Origin of the sequence: Flammeovirga aprica JL-4 (assembly GCF_012844305.1) — a bacterium.
Classification (GTDB): domain Bacteria; phylum Bacteroidota; class Bacteroidia; order Cytophagales; family Flammeovirgaceae; genus Flammeovirga; species Flammeovirga aprica.
Map to the genome: position 1 here is coordinate 36,650 of NZ_JABANE010000009.1, position 18,416 is coordinate 55,065.

Below are 18,416 nucleotides of genomic sequence, written 5' to 3' on the forward strand. Positions count from 1 at the left end.
CACCCAATAAAAGGTATATCTACTCGCTAAACAACATTTTTATAAAAAAACTAGCTGTTCTAGTTCGCAATCGCTTCCAAATGAGTTCTTAACTCTTTCTCTGCAGCCATGCCTACGTGAGTTTTCACTACCTCTCCATTTTTAATGAAAACAAGGTTTGGAATACTTCTCACCTTATAGAGTGTGGCCAATTCCGGCACCTCTTCAATATTGACTTTTTGAATAGCCACTTTGCCTTCATATTCATCAGAAAGCTTTTCTACAGTGGGCAGTAAAGCTTGACAAGGTCCACACCAATCAGCATAAAAATCAATTAGGATAGGTGTGTTGCTTTCATTGATCAATTGATTGTACTCTTCAAAATTGTTTATCTTTTTCATCGTATTGTTTTTTATCTGTTTATCTAAATGAACAATACAAAGATGCAGGATAAACTAGAGGGAGTGTTATGCTTTAATACCCGAAGGTTGTGCTAATTTTCCTTTGAGTGTAAATCAGTCTAATTACATTGTAAACTAAATTACCGTAAGCTTTCAATCGGCATTTCTACAAGTTTTCGAAGTTCTTTTTTCAAACTTCCTTCTTCTTCATTTTTGTCTTAACACAAAAACGAAGCAAAAAAGTCAAGGCTTTGAAGTCAAAAGCTAAATTCCATTCCTCTCGCCTAAATGATTTTAAACTCGCTAAAGCTCAAACAAGAAAATCATTTTTAACGGCTCAATCCATGAAATTCTTAACGCTTTTCCCTTCAAGGCCGGGGGAGTACTCTCAACCTGATAGGGTAGAAATTTCACTGATGCGAATGTTAAGTGTTAGCGTCATTCGTGATCTTATAGATCATCAGAAATCACATGATTTCTAGACACTATAATTATTTGAAAATTTAGTTTACAATGTACTAATTCATATTATTGACATGCGTAAGGAAGTTGAGTAGCACTTGCTGTGTTTCTAAAGTAGCTTCAAACATACCCATGTGTCCCACATCGTCTTTGATAAAAATATGAGCGTTTTTAGGCAGGTGTATTTCTTCAATACTTTTTCGAAGAGGAACGGCATTGTCTTTCTTTCCTATTATATAAAGTACAGGAATTTCCAGTTGTCCCAGTAAAGCACTGCTGTCTTCTCTTAGTCCCATGGCAAGAGATATTTTGGCTATAGTTTCTACTTTCTCATGACAAGCTGTATCAATAATTTCCTGAATAATAGGTCTGTGGTTTTCTCTATGTTTTTCAGCAAATAAATTACCGATCATAGGGGCAACAAAAGTGCGGATACCATTATCTCTCACAAAGTCAGCCGCTTTTTTTCTTACTTCTTTTTTCGCTTCATCATCTTCAAAAGCAGTGGAGTGGAAAAGACCAATTCCATTAAGACTGCTTTCGTATTTTTTCGCATATGCTAAAGTTACATAGCCACCTAAAGAATGACCTACAAGCGTAAATTTTGGAATAGAAAGGTTTTGTAATGTCTGGTGAATCTCATCCGCAAAATCACTTAATAGAGGTTGTTCTTGTTGGATTGCATCACTTTCACCACAGCCGGGCAGGTCAATACATATTACTCTATAATAAGGTGTGAAGACCTGAATAAAGTCTTTCCATATTGTCTTGGTTTCACAAAATCCGTGAATTAATACTAATGCAGGTTTATCTATGGCTTTATTATCTGTGTATGAAAGCATCTGAATTTGTTTTAATGATTAAATTTTCTCACAAATAATAACCAAGGCAGGTGATTAAACCAAACATTATTTTTTTAGGTTATATTGAAAATGAATAATCACGCTATCAACACCAACAATTTTTAAACACAATGAAAAACACAACATTTATTACTCTTCTTTTACTTTTCAGTGGACTTTCAGCGCTATTGGCTTTGCACAATCCTTCCAAACCTGAAAAAGTGGTGCTTTGTCATGCAGACATTGAGGCTGTACGAAAATTTGCTTTATTCACAGAAGAAGCTGAATTTAGAAAGGCACATGCAATGACGAGGGAATTGAATACACAAAAATTTTCTGGAAAAAGAATCTCTTTTGATGTGGCAGGGGGAAAGAAAGGGGAAGCTTATTTTGTCTCTTCCAAAAAGAAATCAAACAAGTATCTTTTTGTTTTCCATGAATGGTGGGGACTCAATGACTATGTGAGAAATGAATCTGACCGTTTATCGAAAGAACTGAAAGACGTCAATATTATTGCATTGGATTTATATGATGGAAAAGTAGGGACAACAAGAGAAGAGGCAAGTAAATACATGAAAGCTTGTGACCCCGAAAGAGCGGCTTCAATTGTAAATGGGGCGATGGCTTATGTCGGAAAAGATGCAAAAATAGCAACTATTGGCTGGTGTTTTGGTGGCGGTTGGTCACTTCAGTCCGCTTTGCTTTTAAAACAACAGGCTGTAGGCTGTGTCATCTATTATGGAATGCCTGTGCAGGATGTGGAGCGCTTATCAGAATTGAACTGTGATGTATTGGGAATTTTTGGAGAGGAAGATAAATGGATCAATCCTGATGTAGTAGCTGAATTTGAAGGTCAAATGAAGGAAGCTGATAAAGGATTGACAGTGAAAATGTACAAAGCGAATCATGCTTTCGCAAACCCTTCTTCGGATAGATATATGGAGGCAGATGCTCAAAATGCGAATAAAGAAGCTTTGATGTATTTAAAGAAAAGATTTAAATAGTTGATTACTCTCAAGCTTGTCACTTCAAAGAATTACTCTAGGAGACAAAAGTCAGAATAGGGTAATTCTTTATTTTTTGCACTTCTAATAATGAATTCACTTAAACAATAAGAAAAATGGTTAAGAAATTTATTATTGGAACATTAATGCTTTTGTCCTCTTTAACTATCTACGCTCAATCACCTATGTTACCTTCTATGTCAATTCCTTCTTTAGGAGGAGGCACGAATGCACATGCAGGTACATATACTGGCGATGGCGTATTTGTAGGTGTAGCAACATTACATTCTCAGTATTTAAATTTTGCATCAGCCTCTGTACTTTGGAATACAGGTTGGGATGTATTGGGTGCGAAGTATTCGATGATGATTGCACAGCCTATGCTGATGGATGGAAGTTATAAGAATCATTTCTTTCCTGTGGTCTATATTACTCCCCTTCAATTGTCGTGGGATTTAGGAAATACAAAATTACAAGGTAGCTATTCAGCCTTAATAGGAAGAGAATTGCCCGTAGATGCACATTTAATTTCTGTTAAAGCCACTCAGTATATTTTAGACGGAAAATATTCACTAAATGGAGGTGTGACTTACGAACACAGAGTAGCTAGGCCAGAATTAGGACGTACATTAGGAAGTGCAATGGTTTTTGAAGCCAACATTTCAAGGCACTTTACTAACGGAAGTACTGTAGGTGTTTTTGGTTACTATAATACCAATACATCACAGGAAATTGTTGAAGGACGATCTCTCTTCAATGACATTTCAGGTACCCGCGGAATAGGTGTAGATACCTCACATCCCCTTGGTAAGCACTTGTTTTTAAATGGTAAATTTATCTATGACATGCAGCCTAACAAGGTGACAAGATGCAATAAAGTAGTACTTTCACTCGCATATAAATTTTAGAAATGTATGAGGTGGATGAAGAAAGTAGTACAATGCGTTTTATGTTTGATGGTATTTGGCGTAAGTAATGGTTACGCTCAATCTGATGAAAAAGTCATTGATCCCTCTAAACCTACTAATGTTTATACTAGGATTAATAACAACTTTGAGCATACAAATCTTAAAGATGGTACACAATTGACGGGTTATCGTTTTAACTTGAGTTATGCTGTAAGTGATTTTCAGACCACATTAGAAATTCCCTTATTGTACAATCACACTACTCAGAAAGTGGGAATGGGTGATTTAAGATTAAGGACTTTTTATGTGCCGTATACAGATTATTCTAAAACGTTAGGAGGTTTAGGTATATCAATGGATATTTTTGCTCCGATGGGCAATAGAATAGAAGGTATCAGTTCTGGCAATTGGAGTATTTCACCCGGTATTATAGCAGGTATTATGATCAGTGATAGTTATTCACTTTGGCCAATTTTGTCCTACAGATATCAGTTTGCTGATCCTAATTTAGTAGAAGGAAGAGCACAGAATATTGAGAAACATGGTATGACATTTCAGTTGATGAACTCAATAAATATATCAGAAAAGATTTATTTGCTGGTCACGCCAATGCTTATTCAAAATGACTTTGCTACGATGCAAAGCTTTGATTACGGAGGAGAGGTAGAATTCAATTATATGCTACTGAAGAATAAATTGCAAGTGGGTTGTTTCTCCAGACAGCTAGCCAATTCGGAATATTCTTCATACAGACTAATGTTGAGATTCTTTCTGTAGTTCTATTATAGTTTAATCAGATAAATACCTCAGTACATAAAAGAAAACAAGCGTATTCTTTTTCGTGCTGAGGTATTTTTATTTACTTAAAGTCAAAAGCAGACGATACCAACACTATTATGAGAGAACTTCGACTTTATACTTTCCTTTTTTTCTCCTTCTTCTCTTTCGCTCATGCCCAAGAACACAAGGTTCATGAGAATGGAATGGTCTATCATGACTCAACAATTTCTCACTTCAGAACTATAGTAGATTCCATAACAGCAGTATTTGATACCGTGGCATTGAACAAAATCTATTATTCAAAGAAACAATCGAAAGGGTATTGTTTTGAATTTCGAGGAGATACTGCCGAACAGATCAACAAAGACTTTGAGCATAGAATAACCTTTGAGGATTTTAAAGCAAAATACTTAAAAGGTAAAGAGTTAGAGGAGGTAGTGATGCATAAAGTTCATCTCTTTGATAAATTTATTATCCTAACTAAACCTTCAGGAGAGTATTTTTTTCCACTGTCTGATATGTCATATAGAAGTACAGCACAAGATTCTTTAGATTATAATAAGTTCATCAAAGACAAACTAAAAGGAGAACTTTGTTCAAACTTTATTGACTATAAAGCTTTAAAGCAGGAGAGTACAATAAGTATCTTCTACATTATAGATGATTTTGAGAATGGACCTCTAAAAGAAGATTATGCTCGGATGATTCAATATAGTTATAGTTTGATCGATACAAATCATACAATCTTATTTGAAGATGGAGAACTTTTTAAATCTAATCCTTCCGTTGAACGTTTTTATAATTACATAGAATCCGAGATAGAACAAGGTAAGTCTGAAAAGGAGTTTGCACAGACAGAAGAATTTGAACAGCTATTAGCGGCCGCGATAAAAGAAGGATATGATGGTGGATTCAAACGAAGAAGTTATGAATATTATGTAGAAAAATATCATTCAGCAGAATTAGCTCTATTCTTTAAAAGGAGTGTAGAATTTTTTCTATCATGTGCTGCCGACCCTGCAGATAATGTTCATTATCAAGAAATATTCAGTTTAGTGACTAAAACTTTGAATAAAGATATTTTCTTCAGATGTCATGTCAATAATATGTGCCCTTCTTACCCTGATTGTGCTCAATTTTGTTTTAATAATGAAGATCTAAACGTTCATAAATACACTTCTTTCGAAGATTTTTCACCTAAAATCAAAGAATTGGAAGCGATGAATATCAACGTTTTCGATTTCTTTATGGGCTTAATATTGGATGTATCTAATCCAGTTCCTAATGGAATCGATGCCTGTTTGCATACTTTAGGTTCCAATCTATCCAGGGCTAGTGATTTAGATCAGATTGATGCCCGGCTCTTTTCTGTTTTGGAGGATGAAGAGCTTGATCTAAACAATAGAATCAGAATTAACTATCTATTTCAAATCTATAATATTAATGTGAGAGATATTGATGTCGATCGATTCCATCAAAATGAATATAGGTTTGATATATTCGTTAGTAATCTACCGAAAAACTTGAGAGGCAATTTTAAAAAGATCTATTAGATAGTGCATTAGAAAGGGAAAGAGTGTCTATGGATCTTTTAGCGCTAATTTGTAATCATAAATTAAACAAGACGAGTCTACTATTCCTTAATTATTTTTATATATTTAATTACTGAAATGCTTTAAATTTAAATAAATAACTATTGTAATGAAGCAAACTATCGTCCTTCTGCTATCCTTGCTGTGGATAGGGAACTTAAATGCTGTTGCTCAAAAAGCTGCTGAAAAGAAAGTAAGAATTAATATGCTTATCAAACCTCTTCAAATATTGAATGGTCATGCCTCACCGTATCAAATAGATGGTCAGATAGCGGATACAATCATGCCGCCATGTTTTGCTGTAAAGGCAATTTCTACAGGAGGTAATAAAACGGTGAAGAGTTTGTTTGATAAAGTCACTATTGTAGGAATTAAGAAATATGATAAGGGTTCATCTTCAGATCAGCTTCTTGCCAAAAGTAAAATATCAAACAACGGTATACATGGTTATGATTATGCGCTGGAATATTACGGAGGAAGTTATACTAAAAAATTAGCCATTGAAACGATTAAAACAAAACAAGGTGACTCCACAGTCGTGACTTATACTCCTTATGCTGAGGTGCAAATTTCTGTGAATTATAAGTTCAAACATGTGGATGGTACTTTGTTATTGGAAAAGAACTTTACGGGAGAAGAAGTTTTTAAAAGAAGAAAAGAGATAGGAGGGGCTTATGCAAGCAGATCTTTGGCATTGAGCAAGAAAAAAGAATTGGGTAGTACTACGCTGGCGAATTTGGAAAAAAATGTACAGGAAGATTTCTATAATGGGATTGTGGATAACCTGAATAATCAATTTGGATATTCTTGCAGGTATTACACTTTCAAGCTGGCTATGGGTAAGGGGAAAAAACATGACTATTCAGCTTCTGAGGAAATCATAACCGAGCTGGATGAAGTTTTCAAAGAAAATGAAAAAAAGTGTTTTTTGAATCAAAGAGAAGACTTTGCTAAAACATTGCAGCCTATTCAAGCTAAATTTAAAGAGGCTATTCCAGTTTGGGAAGAACTGATTGCCTTTTATGAGAAAGGAAATAAAAAGGCGAAAGTTTCTGACAAAAATATTGCTTACTTTTATTACAATATTGGTGTAGCTTATTTGTTTTTGGAAGAATATGAGAAAGCATCAGATTATGCTAAAAAAGCGTATGCTTTCAAGTATAACAATAAAGGAGAGGTAAATGGATTGTTTTATGCGATTAAAAACTTGAAACCAAGGAGCAATCCCAAAGTGCATCAATTTGAATTTACTGACGCTGCTGTCGATAAATTTTATGCTGCGGAAGTTACAGCATTGAAGCGAACAGCAAATTCCTCTAAAAATATAGCTGATTTACCTTTTGCATTGAGAGTAGATTATAGCAAAGTGGATCTAGAAAAAGAGATAACACTGAGTTATAGAAAAATTATTGATGCGGCAGGGTGGTTGAAATATCAGCTGTACCTTACCAATAACTCTGATACGCCTATTATTGTACCTTATATGGAAGGCAATGAAAATGTAGGTATTGTCACTCAAGTCAGTTATAAGAAAAAAGGAGGGGCTAAAGAAAAGGTCAGTTTGGAAAACGAACCGCTGCAGAATACTTTCTTATCAGAAAAGAGTTATTATTTATTACTTCCTTCAGATAAATGCTTAGTCAAGACTTTAGACATTCCTAAAGTGAAAGAAAAAGCAGTGTATGAAATTGATATTCGTCTGCAAATAGAGCCACGTTTTATAGAAGACAAGTGGTTCAAAAATGATAATACTAGAAGGGTACGTTTGCAAAGTATTGTATTGGATAAAGTGCTCACTTTTGATGATAAAATTGAAGCGAGCGAACTTTAATTGAAGAGATGTTTCAAACATGCTCTAATGGTTTGTTGTAATATAAGCTGTATTTTTTTACTGGGAAATTTCCTGGTGCTTTATTGTAGAGTAAACAGGTGTATTGGGTTGAGAGGTGATGCTCAATTCAGGATTTCACTTAAAGCATAAATAAAAAGTTTACTCAACTCAAATTTTTAAATATTAAATTCCTAAAAATGAAATCAAACTTCATGTTACTCTTGTTGGCATTTTTTGCTAACTCGGTATTTGCTCAATCTCCCAAACACTTTACCATTTATGGAGAGGTATTTAACTATCAGAATGGAAAATATACTGCCGTTAAAGAGGCGTCTCCTACACAAAGTCAAATCTCTTCCTTAAAAAGAATGAAGGATGGGAGTATTCTTGCTGTAAGCAATTTGAAAACACTTCGTATCAATAATGGAAAGCTGGAAACACTAGAAAGCCACACACTCGATGCTGATGTATATGGTGAGTCAGCTTCACGTTTAAATTCAACGATTTTTTCTTATGAAGCTAACGCCAAAGAAAATAAATACCAGGCACTCAACTCTGCCGGATGGGATGACCTGGACATCCTATATATTCCTGATAATGAACAGGGCCTTAGAATTATCAAAGGAGATATAGAAAAGCAATATCCTCTTCCTGAAAAATATATAGACAATGGAGCTTTACGTAATATTACAGGTATTGAAGTGGGGTTTGTGGCGATTATGAGAGGGCCTCACCTTGCTAGAATTGTACATTTCGATGGTGAGCATTTCAAGGTCTATAAATTGCCCGAGGTTGCTGTGGGTCTAAACATTGCAGAAGACATCTATAGAGATAAGAAGGGACAATGCTGGGTAGCAGGTTCAAAAACACTTTACCTTTTCAAGAATGGTCAATTCGAGAAAAAATTAACGGTCGATACTAAGGATGAAATTCAAAAATTTGCTGTGAATGCTAAAGGACAGGCTTTAATAGAAATTTCATCAGGACATGTAGCGGTTTATGATATTGAATCACAAAGAAGGCTATTGAATTTCAAAAAGTCAGAAACAATAATTGACGGACATGTAGGTACTAGTGGTTCTGTGATGGACATTGAAGTGGACAATCAAGATAGATTTGTAATAGCAAGAGGAATCTGCACAACGGAATACAATGAAAAGAATCCAAAATTTATTAATTCAGAGACGGTCTACAAAGGTTCAATTGTAATTTTTGATGTTCCAACATTTGAGTTTGATCATAACTTTAAGGTACTCAACACTGTAACAGACAAATCTAAAAAATTCAAAGACTATATAGGAGCAGATAGATTGACGGATGATTTAGGTAATGAATATATCTTGGCGACTGATTTTGAGTCTTTCAAGAAAATAGATAAAGAGGGAACTGTAAAAAAGTTTACCGTTGATGATTTAACTGTGAGTGCGGGTTACAAATATCCAGACACAAAAGTTTATGCCAAGAATTGGGCGGTTGATAAAAAAACAGGAACGCTATACTTCGTAACGGCGACAAGAAAGTACACTTTCAAAATGAATGCTGACGAGTCAACGGAACAAATAGCTCTTACATTGGATAAGAAATTAGGAGGGAAACCTAAGATGATGGTTTTTGACGATTTGAACAATGCTTTTTGGTTAGCGACGAGTAAAGGCTATGCTTATTACCCTGTAAGTGGACAAGGAGTGAAGTACTTCACGAAAAAAGAAACAGGGTTGGGAACAGGTTATGGTCTATTTGAAATGAGATTAGATGAAAAAGGAACTCTTTGGGTAAGTAATTCCAAAGGATTGGGAGAGTTTACAAAAGAAGGTTTTAAAATTCATACCTCTACAAAAGAAGAGGGTTACATCTCAAAATTCATCATTAAAGATTACAACGGTGAAGTGAATTTTGTAGGTACTAGTCATATTTCTCAGTCTAACGGTGGAGAAATCAAAAACGTCTATGATTTTGCAGGATTGAAAAAGGCAGTAAAAGAGAAATTCCCAAATGATAATAATACAAATTGGGTAGAACAAGCATGTTTTGATAAAGACAACCAATTATGGGTAGCGACAAAAGAAAATATCATTGGTCACTTTGACGGTACTCAGTGGGAAGTTTTCAAAATCAGTGATTTCTATGCTGGTGAAAAGATCTTCAGTATGTTTTTAGATAAGCAAGACAGAGTGAACATTGTAATTACTAAAGTACCTGCACCTGTGGTTACATCTCAAACTCAAGCAACTACTGCTGCACAGGAAGTGGCAAAAGAAACCTTGGAAGATAAAGTACAGAAGCAAGCCAAGTCATCTATTTATTTTGATGATACAATTGTTCTTGTGGATAAGAATAAAGAGAATTAATTCGTAAAAAAATTACTAAGCCTGGTTTGCTGTATAGGTAAACCAGGCTATTTTATCATCATTTTTTGTTTGCTCAATAACCCAAAATGCTAAATTTATTCATGAATAAGAGCTGTTCTATTATCCTCTTTTTACTATTGTTTTGTAGTGTATGGTCACACGGACAAACTGTAAGTTTAGAAAACACACATGAAAAATTCTTCAAAGTTGACACTGTAGTTTGGGAAGATACCCGAGTGTTGAACTGTTGGGTAGATGCAGTATATCCTCAATTGAAGAGCAGTTCCAGTTTCTGTTTAGCAATCAATAAGCAAATCAGGGAAGCTGTGTTCAAAAATATTGAAAAGATCCAATCAGTTTGTGAAGGTTTAGATGAAAGTGACTTAGAGTTGGTGACGAATAATGATATTGAGGAGTATACGGAAGTCTTTTTTGAAGGAGGAATAAATTCGTCCATTGTCTCAATTGTCGTGAAAAAAAATTCTAAAGGTGCCGGCGCCGCTTATACCCATGTAGAGTTTGTTTATTATAATTTTGATATTGAAAATACCAAGCCGTTATACCTCAATGATATTGTAGAAATAGACAAACTGATTGCTTTACTTCAGAAGTCAGCATCATTAGTTGAAAATGACGTATTTGATGAGAAGGCAATACTTGATTTTCTACAAACACCAAAATTTTCAAGTTTTATCATTACAAAAGAAGGTCTCAAGATTGATCCAAGGGAATTATATGAACGTTCAGATGTTATGACTGTAGAATTCGATTTTTCAGTTTCTATCGATGAAATTCAAGCATTTTTAAAGATAGATCGGAAGTTATTACCATCTCCGAAAGAAAATTAAAGACCGGCATAATGTACTGTAAGCCGATCTTGTTTTTTCTTTTATGTGAAGTTAAAATTAGAATTACTTCGACTTCAACGCTATATTTTCCAATACATATTCAAGTGCCTTATTTGATTCAACATAGACATCAGGAGCAACACCCACTTTATCCAATCTTGATCCATTGTAAGTCTGATAATCTGCAATGGGGATAAAGACATTAAAATTCTCATTTACTTCAAATGAAGCTCCACTTAGCATTGCTCCAGCAGATGGTGTACCTACCAATGTGGCAATTTTTTGTTCTTTGAGTAAGTAGATCAATGGCTCACACGCACTGGCTGTATTTTCATTGACCAATACATATACTTTTCCTTTAAAAGTTGGATTATTGTGAGAAGGAACCACCATTCTAAAGGCAGAGTTTTCCATAAACATTTTTGAAATACCAGCATAAGTGAAATCCATCAAAAAGGGCAGGGAAGTGATCTCCTCAGCTGTAGCAGGTTTTGTGTGATTTGCATACCACCCTCTAGTGAGGTAAACCCCTGCGTCGATAGGATTAGGTGTTAAAAACTGACCTAAAATAACTGGAGCATCCAACGAACCTCCTCCGTTGTTTCTTAAATCAATAATTAAATTTTCGAAAGTATCAGTTCCAATTTCTTGAAGTGCTTGATACATTTGACGAGCCCCACCAGCAAAAGAACGAACATCAAGATAAGCGGTAGAATCGTTCATTTTTTTCCATGATAGTTTTTCTATCTCACCTTCTGATGCTGTTGTCGTAGACTTTATTTTTTTAAGATAAAAGTGCGTAAAATAAAGTGTATTACACTGTCTATTGAAAGTTAAATAGAATTCCTTTTCATCAAGTTTCAACGTTTCTTCAGCATACATATGATGCTTAAATTTGATAAAACTGTCTTCTTTTAACCATCTTGGATTTGCCACTTTTTGTTCTAATAGTTGAAATACTTTATCAAGAAAGGCTTTGTGTTCTGACTTATTTTCTTGAGCAATTGAAGAGAAAGCAATAAATAAAGCGATGAATAGCACTGTGATAGATTTCATAATAATTTCCTTTTGATTAAACACTGATTCAAAGGTATTTCAATGAATTATTATGAAAAAATGGGAGTGATGAGCTTGAAGTTTAAATGCCGAAATTGAACTCTGAGGGCTGTTTTTGAAGGTTTAGGGATGAAATTGAAGCTCTTTTTTTAATGCTGAGAAATATTTTGGTGAGACTGGAACCTCCATTTCAACGTGATTTAAAACGGCGGCCCCTTTTCTTGTATTTCCTTTGAGTTCGCTGATGAAAACAGTGTTGATTAAAAAAGAACGATGCACCTGAGTAGCCATTGGCAGTTGATCAAAAAGTTTACTTAATGTGCTTCTTAATGTAAACTTCTGCTGTTCGCCATTTTTTGTGTAAAGAAAAATATCAATATAGTTTGATTGAGATTTCGCCATGACAAACTCGTCCCATTCAAATTGAATTTGCTCATTGGCATTAGCCCCTTCTATACTGATTAGTTTGTTTTCTATTTTCTCTTCACTCATTAAAATCTGTCCAAAGCGGAAACGTAAGTAAGCCCAAAATGTGATGAAGATACACGCGAAAGGCAAGCCATAATAGATATTCCAATAGAACAGTCCAGCCAAAGTAGGTTGAACACTATTCATGACATAACAGTTGTATAAATAGCATAACAAATTGATAAAGAAAAAACCAAAAGTAAGGACGAGTAACTCATTGAGAAGCGTCCATTTTTGACCGTGTTTTTTATACCATATTTTTTCAATAGCATGTATACTCAATAAGGGTATAATCACACATAAACTATAGCCGGCAAGTTTCAAATTTTTGTAGGGAGCATTGTAAGTATAAGTATCAAAAGGTTGAAGAAATATCAAAATAATACTTATAAAAACGGACAGAATAAGCGTAATGAAAATGGTGTTTTTCCAAGAGGAAGTGAAAGAGATGATTTTGTTAGCTTGCATATTAATGATTAAAAAGTCTTAGCCTTGCAAGGCTGATTTCTAGCTCGTTTAAAGATAGATGAATCTATTCAGAGAACAAAAATCAGCATTAAAATGTAAAACAAAAAAAGCTCTTACTCCTTCTGAAAGGAATAAGAGCAATATCTATTACTTTTTATTTTTTGAAGGTTTTTGATTAATCTACTGAATCATAATAATCTCCTTCTAATAATGTACTTGATGTTAAATCATGGATTAATGATTTAAAGAATTGCAATGCTTGTGAAATAATCTTCATATTTAAAATAGTGTTTCCTTATTGTTTTTGAACGATACAAAGGTGAGGGTTTTAGCAAGGATTTTTTTATACGAATTGGGATTTGAATTACACGAAATCGTTATAATTGAGAATTGATATTTGTTTAGTTTTTAGATTGTTAGTGAACTTTAAACTCAGTTTTAGAATATTTATGGTTAGTAGAAATCAGGAGATTTCTACTGATCTGTAAGGCAGGAATGACACTGACGCTTAACATTCGCGCCAGTGAGTATTCTACCCAATTCAGTTGGTAGTACCTTCTTTGGCATTGAAGGGAAAAGCGTTAATAATTTCATGGAGTGAGCCGTTAAAAATGATTTTGCTGTTTGAGCGTAGCGAGTTTAAAATCATTTAGGCGAGAGGAATGGAATTTAGCTTTTGACTTCACAGCCTAGATTTTTTGCTTCGTTTTTCATCAATGGAAAAATGAAGAAGAAAGAAGCTTGAAAGTAGATCGTAGAAATTTCAGCAGAAAGATGGATTGAAAGTAAAAAAGGCTCTCACATCTCTGCAAGAACCTTTCTTCTATAACTAAGGATTCAACTCCTCCAAACGCTTCGTTTTCCTTTCCTTATAACTCTTCTTCTTTTTCACTTGAAGAATAATTTTTCGGTCCCAATTCAATTGGTCCAATAAGGCATTTTGAATGCTTTTCGGAATCATCGTTCCACCTTGACTGTACTTGATATCGGAAATTTCAGAAATCAAATCACTCAATTTGTGTGTCAATACTGCTTGGTAAAGTGTTTCTCTGTAATTACTCACACTTTGATTGGGCAGGGTATTGATCCACTGATAGAAACTTTGAATGCTTTGTTCGATATTACCTTTTTTGATATCACTTCTTAGCTTATTGTAAGCTTGTTTTTCCTTGTAAGTGGAAGTCGAACGGATATCTTCTAGTTTCTTTTTGATCTTGGTAATCGGTTTGTATTTGTACAATAACCAAAGAATCACTAGACCTAAAAGAATATATTCCCAATGCTGAGGAACGTAATCTCTCCATGTTTTTTTAGGAGTTGTATCTACTTCTTCCGGCACCTGATTGAGTTTATTCAAACTGTCCTGAAGGGATTGCAACATGCTTAGGTTAGGATTTTCTTCAATGGTGATGGTTCTATTTTTCGAAGAAATATCTTTCGACTTTTTGGTATAAGGATTATAGTAACGAACTGTAATTCCTGGTACTTCAAATTCTCCTGCTTCTTGAACAAGGTAAGTAATGACTTGTGTTTGCGTACCCGAAATATAATTGTCCTTATTATAATTACTGTTGGTTGGGTGTTCTGGATAAACGCCTGCCCAGTTTAATGAATCATAAGTTCTCACCGGAATCATTGGGCCGAGGGTGTTACCCGCTGTGATACGCACCGTTCTTTTGAGTACATCACCGACTTTTACTTGAGACAAGTCCTTATTCCAAGTATCAGAAATTCTTACACTAGAAGCAACCAGCCAAGATTTTGGATCTTCACCAACAGGTGGAGGAACCACTTTGATCGACTTTTCTTTAGTATGAATCGTATGTTTTTTCCCTTTAAAATCTCCTGGATCTGGGGTTGTTACTTCCAATTCCAAAGAAGGAAAGACGTTTTCACCAGCCGAAAAAGGAAATACCCAATATGTTTGTTCCACACCTGAATACTGATACTTGCCGATCTGCAAGGAGTTAGGAATCGCTCTGCCGTCTTTAATCATTAAAGCATTGGGCAGTTGAAAATCCTCAAAGTTCAATCCTTCCGTAAACCAAGTAGTGGTGTAGATGGAAAGCTTCACTTTGAAAGGCTGTCCGACCATTACTTCCTTCTGATTGATGGTTGTAGTGGTAAACAGGTTGACCTTCTTTTGAGCGTAAGTATTCAATGCCCAAAACAACGTCAGTACGATTATAATGCTTTTTCTTACCATGACTGATCTGATTTTTTAGGCTTGTCTTCATCAGTGAGGTACTGATACTGAAATTTCTTTTTGAGATACATCGAAGGGTCCAATTTCACCTGACGGATCATGCTTGCCTTGGATTGCTGTTTGGTTTCAGAAAACTGCATTTGCAAGAGTTCCTCCATGGTGGGATTCACTTCTTTTTCTCCCATTTCTTGAATGGTTTCCCCTTCTCCTTCCCCTTTTCTGTCCGAATGCTGAGCAGATTCCTGTTCTTGTTCTCCGGCTTCAGGTTCGTATTTTTTTCCTTTGAAAGGATCTTTTTCGTTGAGTTTACTGCCTTCCGACATATTAATATTGATCATACGAACTTGTTCAGAAGCAATATTGAAATTTTTCTCTGCTTCTTTGAATTGAGGATCAATATCCAGTGCCATTTGAAAGGCTTTTTGCGCCGCTTCCCAATTCCCTAATTTGGCTTGAGAAACGCCCAAGTTATACATATTATTGGCGGTGATGTCTTCTGCGTATGCATCTGCTGCTTTCTCATAATCTCCCATTTTACTGTAGGCATAACCTGCTTGAGATTGATCAGAGAAAGTCACTGCCGCTGTAGCTGTATCTCCTTTATCCAATAATTCTTGAGCCTGTTGATCTCTCGTATAAAAAAGGTCTTTGGCTTTTAAATCGTCTTTTGGCAATTGGTCAATACTATCGCAACTGATAAAGAACATCGGAAGGAGTAAGATCCAAGTCCATTGTACTAAAAGTCCTTTTCTAAACCAGAATAATAGGAAAAATGCAACGACAAACGAAAGGTAATATCCAGCATCTACCCAATCCTCTTCCGCTTTTGTGCTATCCTTAGTGAAGACCAAATTGTCTTGGATGTTTTTTGCGTAAAGCTCCACATCGGTGTTGTCCAATGTAAAAGGCGTAAGGTTGACATGTGGCATGGCAATCGCATTTTGGAGTTGGGCTGTATTTAGTCCAACCGTTACTGCTTTACCATTTTTATCTTTTAAAATTCGATTTCTATACGTAGGAATATGTGCTCCCTGAGGAGTGGCTAATACCAATAAGTTGTATTGATCTTTGGTGTTACTTCTTTGACCGAAAGCTTGTACATCAGAAGCGTTGATATCATCCGTAATGATCCATACAAAACTTGGTGCATCTGTATTTTCTAGGATTTTATCCGTAAGATCTAAGGCATCCGGTAAGTTACTTCCTTGCAATGGCATACTACTCGGACTTAAAGCATCCAAAGTAGAACGGAAGGTTTTGTAATCTTTGGTAGGAGGTAGTGCTTCGTGAGCAGAACCTGCAAAAACCACCAAGCCGGTTTGTACACCTTGATTGATTTTCAAGTAATCCTTGATCTTCATTTTGGCTCTTTCCAATCGGCTAGGACCAATATCTGTTGCCAACATCGATCTACTCATATCGAGTACAATGACTACTTTGGCTTCGGTTTGATTTCCTGGCTTGTCTACCCTTTTCCAAGTAGGACCTGCCATGGCAATGACTAAGATACTTGCTGTGAAAATCATCAGCATTTTAGGAAACCAAGCTCCTCTTTTATTGCCTTTGATCAGCAGTAAATTCAATAACTGTGGGTTGATCAATTTCTTCCATCCTTCAGACTCACGAATAGAAATCCATGAGAGGATAAACAGAATACCTACCGGAACTAATGCCCATAAATAATCGGGTCTTATAAAGTGAATGTTGGTCGAAAACCCTTCGAAAAATGCTTCTATTTCTTTCATGATTTTCGTCTGTTAAATGATGAGAAAAATTGAACAACGATGGTGATAAATTGTAAAGACATCGCTAATAGAAATCCAATACCTAAAGGAATATAGAACAACAAACGAGTAGGTCTGTAGCCTTCATCTTCAAACTGTATCGGTTCCATTTCATTCAACTTGTCGTAGATGGTATTGAGTTCCTCTACATTTCCGGCATTGAAATATTCACCACCTGTATTTTTAGCGATCATTTTCAAAGTCTTATCATCCAATTCATATTGGGAACTTTTCTTAGTACCAATACCAATCGTGTAGATCTTAATGCTGTCTTCGGCTGCCATTTGAGAAGCAGTGATCGGTACAATTTCACTACCACTGTCTTGACCGTCGGTCAGTAAAATCATCACTCTTTGATCGATAGAATCCGCTTCAAAAACTTGCGTAGACAAGGCAATGGCATTACCAACCGCCGTTTTATGACCTGCCATACCGATACCTGTTTCATCTACGGTATGTTTGATAATATCTAAATCAGGTGTGAAAGGCAGGGCAAATACATCACTACCAAACATCATCAAACCGATGCGGTCACCTTCTCTTTTATCTATAAAATCAGTCAATACATTTTGAACAGCTTTCCATCTCGTGATACGATTACCGTCGGCATCAAACCAATCGGTAGTATTCATACTCATCGAAATATCAGCAGCGATCAACATGTTTCTCGCGTTCTTTACTTTTTTAGCCGGCTCTCCAATGTATTGTGGGTTGGTCATCGCCGTTACCACACAACACCAAACTAGAAAGTTGACGAGGTACTGAAACCATTTTCTTTTTAAAACTGTCGCACTTTTTTGAGGTTTCAGACCAGTAGCGTCTGTCAATTCATCAAATTTAGGATAGTACAATGCATCTTTTTTCTGTTTATATGCAGGGACTAACCACCATATAAGAATCGGCAGGGGAAGCAGTGCAAACATCCACGGGTAGGCTAACTCATACATGACTTTTAATCCATTTTTTTGATGATTGAATCAATTGCGTCAGTGTTTCATCATGATCAGCGGAAGGCTTCATATAGGCTCCATTGATCAGTAAATCACTTTCTTTATCAGAAAAATTATTTTTCCAATGTTTATTTAAAAAAGTAACCCATTCTTCACCGCTCAAGTGTGCTACCTGATCACGGTCGTAGGAAGTCAGTGCTACTCTTTTCAGTGTGGTATTCACCTGAAAAACACTTTCCTGTAGGGATAACTTTTGATTGATTATTTTATCTAAATCCTTATTCGCTACTCTTTTGTAAGTAGAATTAAGGTAGCGATTGTACTCTCTGATGCTTACGATCAGTACCAATAAGACGGCTATTCCACCCAAGATATACCATCCTGGACCGGTAGGAGATAGGTCTACCTTTTCCGGAGGAATAAAGTCCAATACTTCGCTCGCAAGCTGTGTAGAGTCCTTTAGGAATTGTAAGGAATCTTGAGGCATAA

15 protein-coding genes are annotated in these 18,416 nt (G+C 35.5%); 7 read left to right on the forward strand and 8 right to left on the reverse strand.

Going from position 1 to position 18,416, the window contains the following annotated elements:
- Positions 1 to 59: 59 nt before the first annotated feature.
- Both trxA and HHU12_RS04870 read right to left on the reverse strand, forming a co-directional pair.
- On the reverse strand, positions 60 to 380 hold the full coding sequence (gene trxA, locus HHU12_RS04865) for a thioredoxin (protein ID WP_062619082.1): 321 nt from the start codon (positions 378 to 380) through the stop codon (positions 60 to 62).
- A gap of 518 nt (positions 381 to 898) precedes the next feature.
- Positions 899 to 1,684 carry an alpha/beta fold hydrolase gene (locus tag HHU12_RS04870; protein ID WP_169655521.1) on the reverse strand — a complete coding sequence of 262 codons (786 nt, stop codon included), beginning with the start codon at positions 1,682 to 1,684 and terminating at the stop codon, positions 899 to 901.
- A 131-nt stretch (positions 1,685 to 1,815) separates the two neighbouring features.
- Between HHU12_RS04870 and HHU12_RS04875 the strand changes: the two genes are divergently transcribed.
- From HHU12_RS04875 to HHU12_RS04905, 7 genes are all read left to right on the forward strand, one after another.
- Positions 1,816 to 2,688, forward strand: coding sequence for a dienelactone hydrolase family protein (locus HHU12_RS04875; protein WP_169655523.1), 873 nt, complete (start codon positions 1,816 to 1,818; stop codon positions 2,686 to 2,688).
- 116 nt (positions 2,689 to 2,804) lie between these two features.
- Entirely contained in the window at positions 2,805 to 3,596 is a 792-nt protein-coding gene (locus HHU12_RS04880; protein ID WP_169655525.1) for a transporter family protein, read from the forward strand.
- 15 nt (positions 3,597 to 3,611) lie between these two features.
- Positions 3,612 to 4,373 (forward strand): transporter family protein, encoded by a 762-nt coding sequence (locus tag HHU12_RS04885; protein WP_169655527.1) that lies wholly within the window; start codon positions 3,612 to 3,614, stop codon positions 4,371 to 4,373.
- A 119-nt stretch (positions 4,374 to 4,492) separates the two neighbouring features.
- Positions 4,493 to 5,929, forward strand: coding sequence for a hypothetical protein (locus HHU12_RS04890; protein ID WP_169655529.1), 1,437 nt, complete (start codon positions 4,493 to 4,495; stop codon positions 5,927 to 5,929).
- Positions 5,930 to 6,077: 148 nt separating this feature from the next.
- Positions 6,078 to 7,799, forward strand: coding sequence for a tetratricopeptide repeat protein (locus HHU12_RS04895; RefSeq protein WP_169655531.1), 1,722 nt, complete (start codon positions 6,078 to 6,080; stop codon positions 7,797 to 7,799).
- A gap of 197 nt (positions 7,800 to 7,996) precedes the next feature.
- On the forward strand, positions 7,997 to 10,147 hold the full coding sequence (locus HHU12_RS04900) for a ligand-binding sensor domain-containing protein (protein WP_169655533.1): 2,151 nt from the start codon (positions 7,997 to 7,999) through the stop codon (positions 10,145 to 10,147).
- Between the two features lie 86 nt (positions 10,148 to 10,233).
- A complete protein-coding gene (locus tag HHU12_RS04905) occupies positions 10,234 to 10,995 on the forward strand; it encodes a hypothetical protein (RefSeq protein ID WP_169655535.1) in 762 nt (253 codons plus the stop codon).
- 63 nt (positions 10,996 to 11,058) lie between these two features.
- Here the strand turns inward: HHU12_RS04905 and HHU12_RS04910 are convergent, their stop codons facing one another.
- From HHU12_RS04910 to HHU12_RS04935, 6 genes are all read right to left on the reverse strand, one after another.
- A complete protein-coding gene (locus HHU12_RS04910; RefSeq protein WP_169655536.1) occupies positions 11,059 to 12,051 on the reverse strand; it encodes a S41 family peptidase in 993 nt (330 codons plus the stop codon).
- Between the two features lie 123 nt (positions 12,052 to 12,174).
- Entirely contained in the window at positions 12,175 to 12,987 is an 813-nt protein-coding gene (locus tag HHU12_RS04915) for a LytTR family DNA-binding domain-containing protein (protein WP_169655538.1), read from the reverse strand.
- Between the two features lie 829 nt (positions 12,988 to 13,816).
- Entirely contained in the window at positions 13,817 to 15,193 is a 1,377-nt protein-coding gene (locus HHU12_RS04920; RefSeq protein ID WP_169655540.1) for a BatD family protein, read from the reverse strand.
- Entirely contained in the window at positions 15,187 to 16,938 is a 1,752-nt protein-coding gene (locus HHU12_RS04925; protein ID WP_169655541.1) for a VWA domain-containing protein, read from the reverse strand. The genes HHU12_RS04920 and HHU12_RS04925 overlap by 7 nt, the downstream gene beginning before the upstream one ends.
- Positions 16,935 to 17,924, reverse strand: a complete 990-nt coding sequence (locus tag HHU12_RS04930; protein WP_169655543.1) for a VWA domain-containing protein — start codon at positions 17,922 to 17,924, stop codon at positions 16,935 to 16,937. Before HHU12_RS04930 ends, HHU12_RS04925 begins: the two co-directional genes overlap by 4 nt.
- A complete protein-coding gene (locus tag HHU12_RS04935; RefSeq protein ID WP_169655546.1) occupies positions 17,917 to 18,414 on the reverse strand; it encodes a DUF4381 domain-containing protein in 498 nt (165 codons plus the stop codon). The genes HHU12_RS04930 and HHU12_RS04935 overlap by 8 nt, the downstream gene beginning before the upstream one ends.
- Positions 18,415 to 18,416 lie beyond the last annotated feature (2 nt).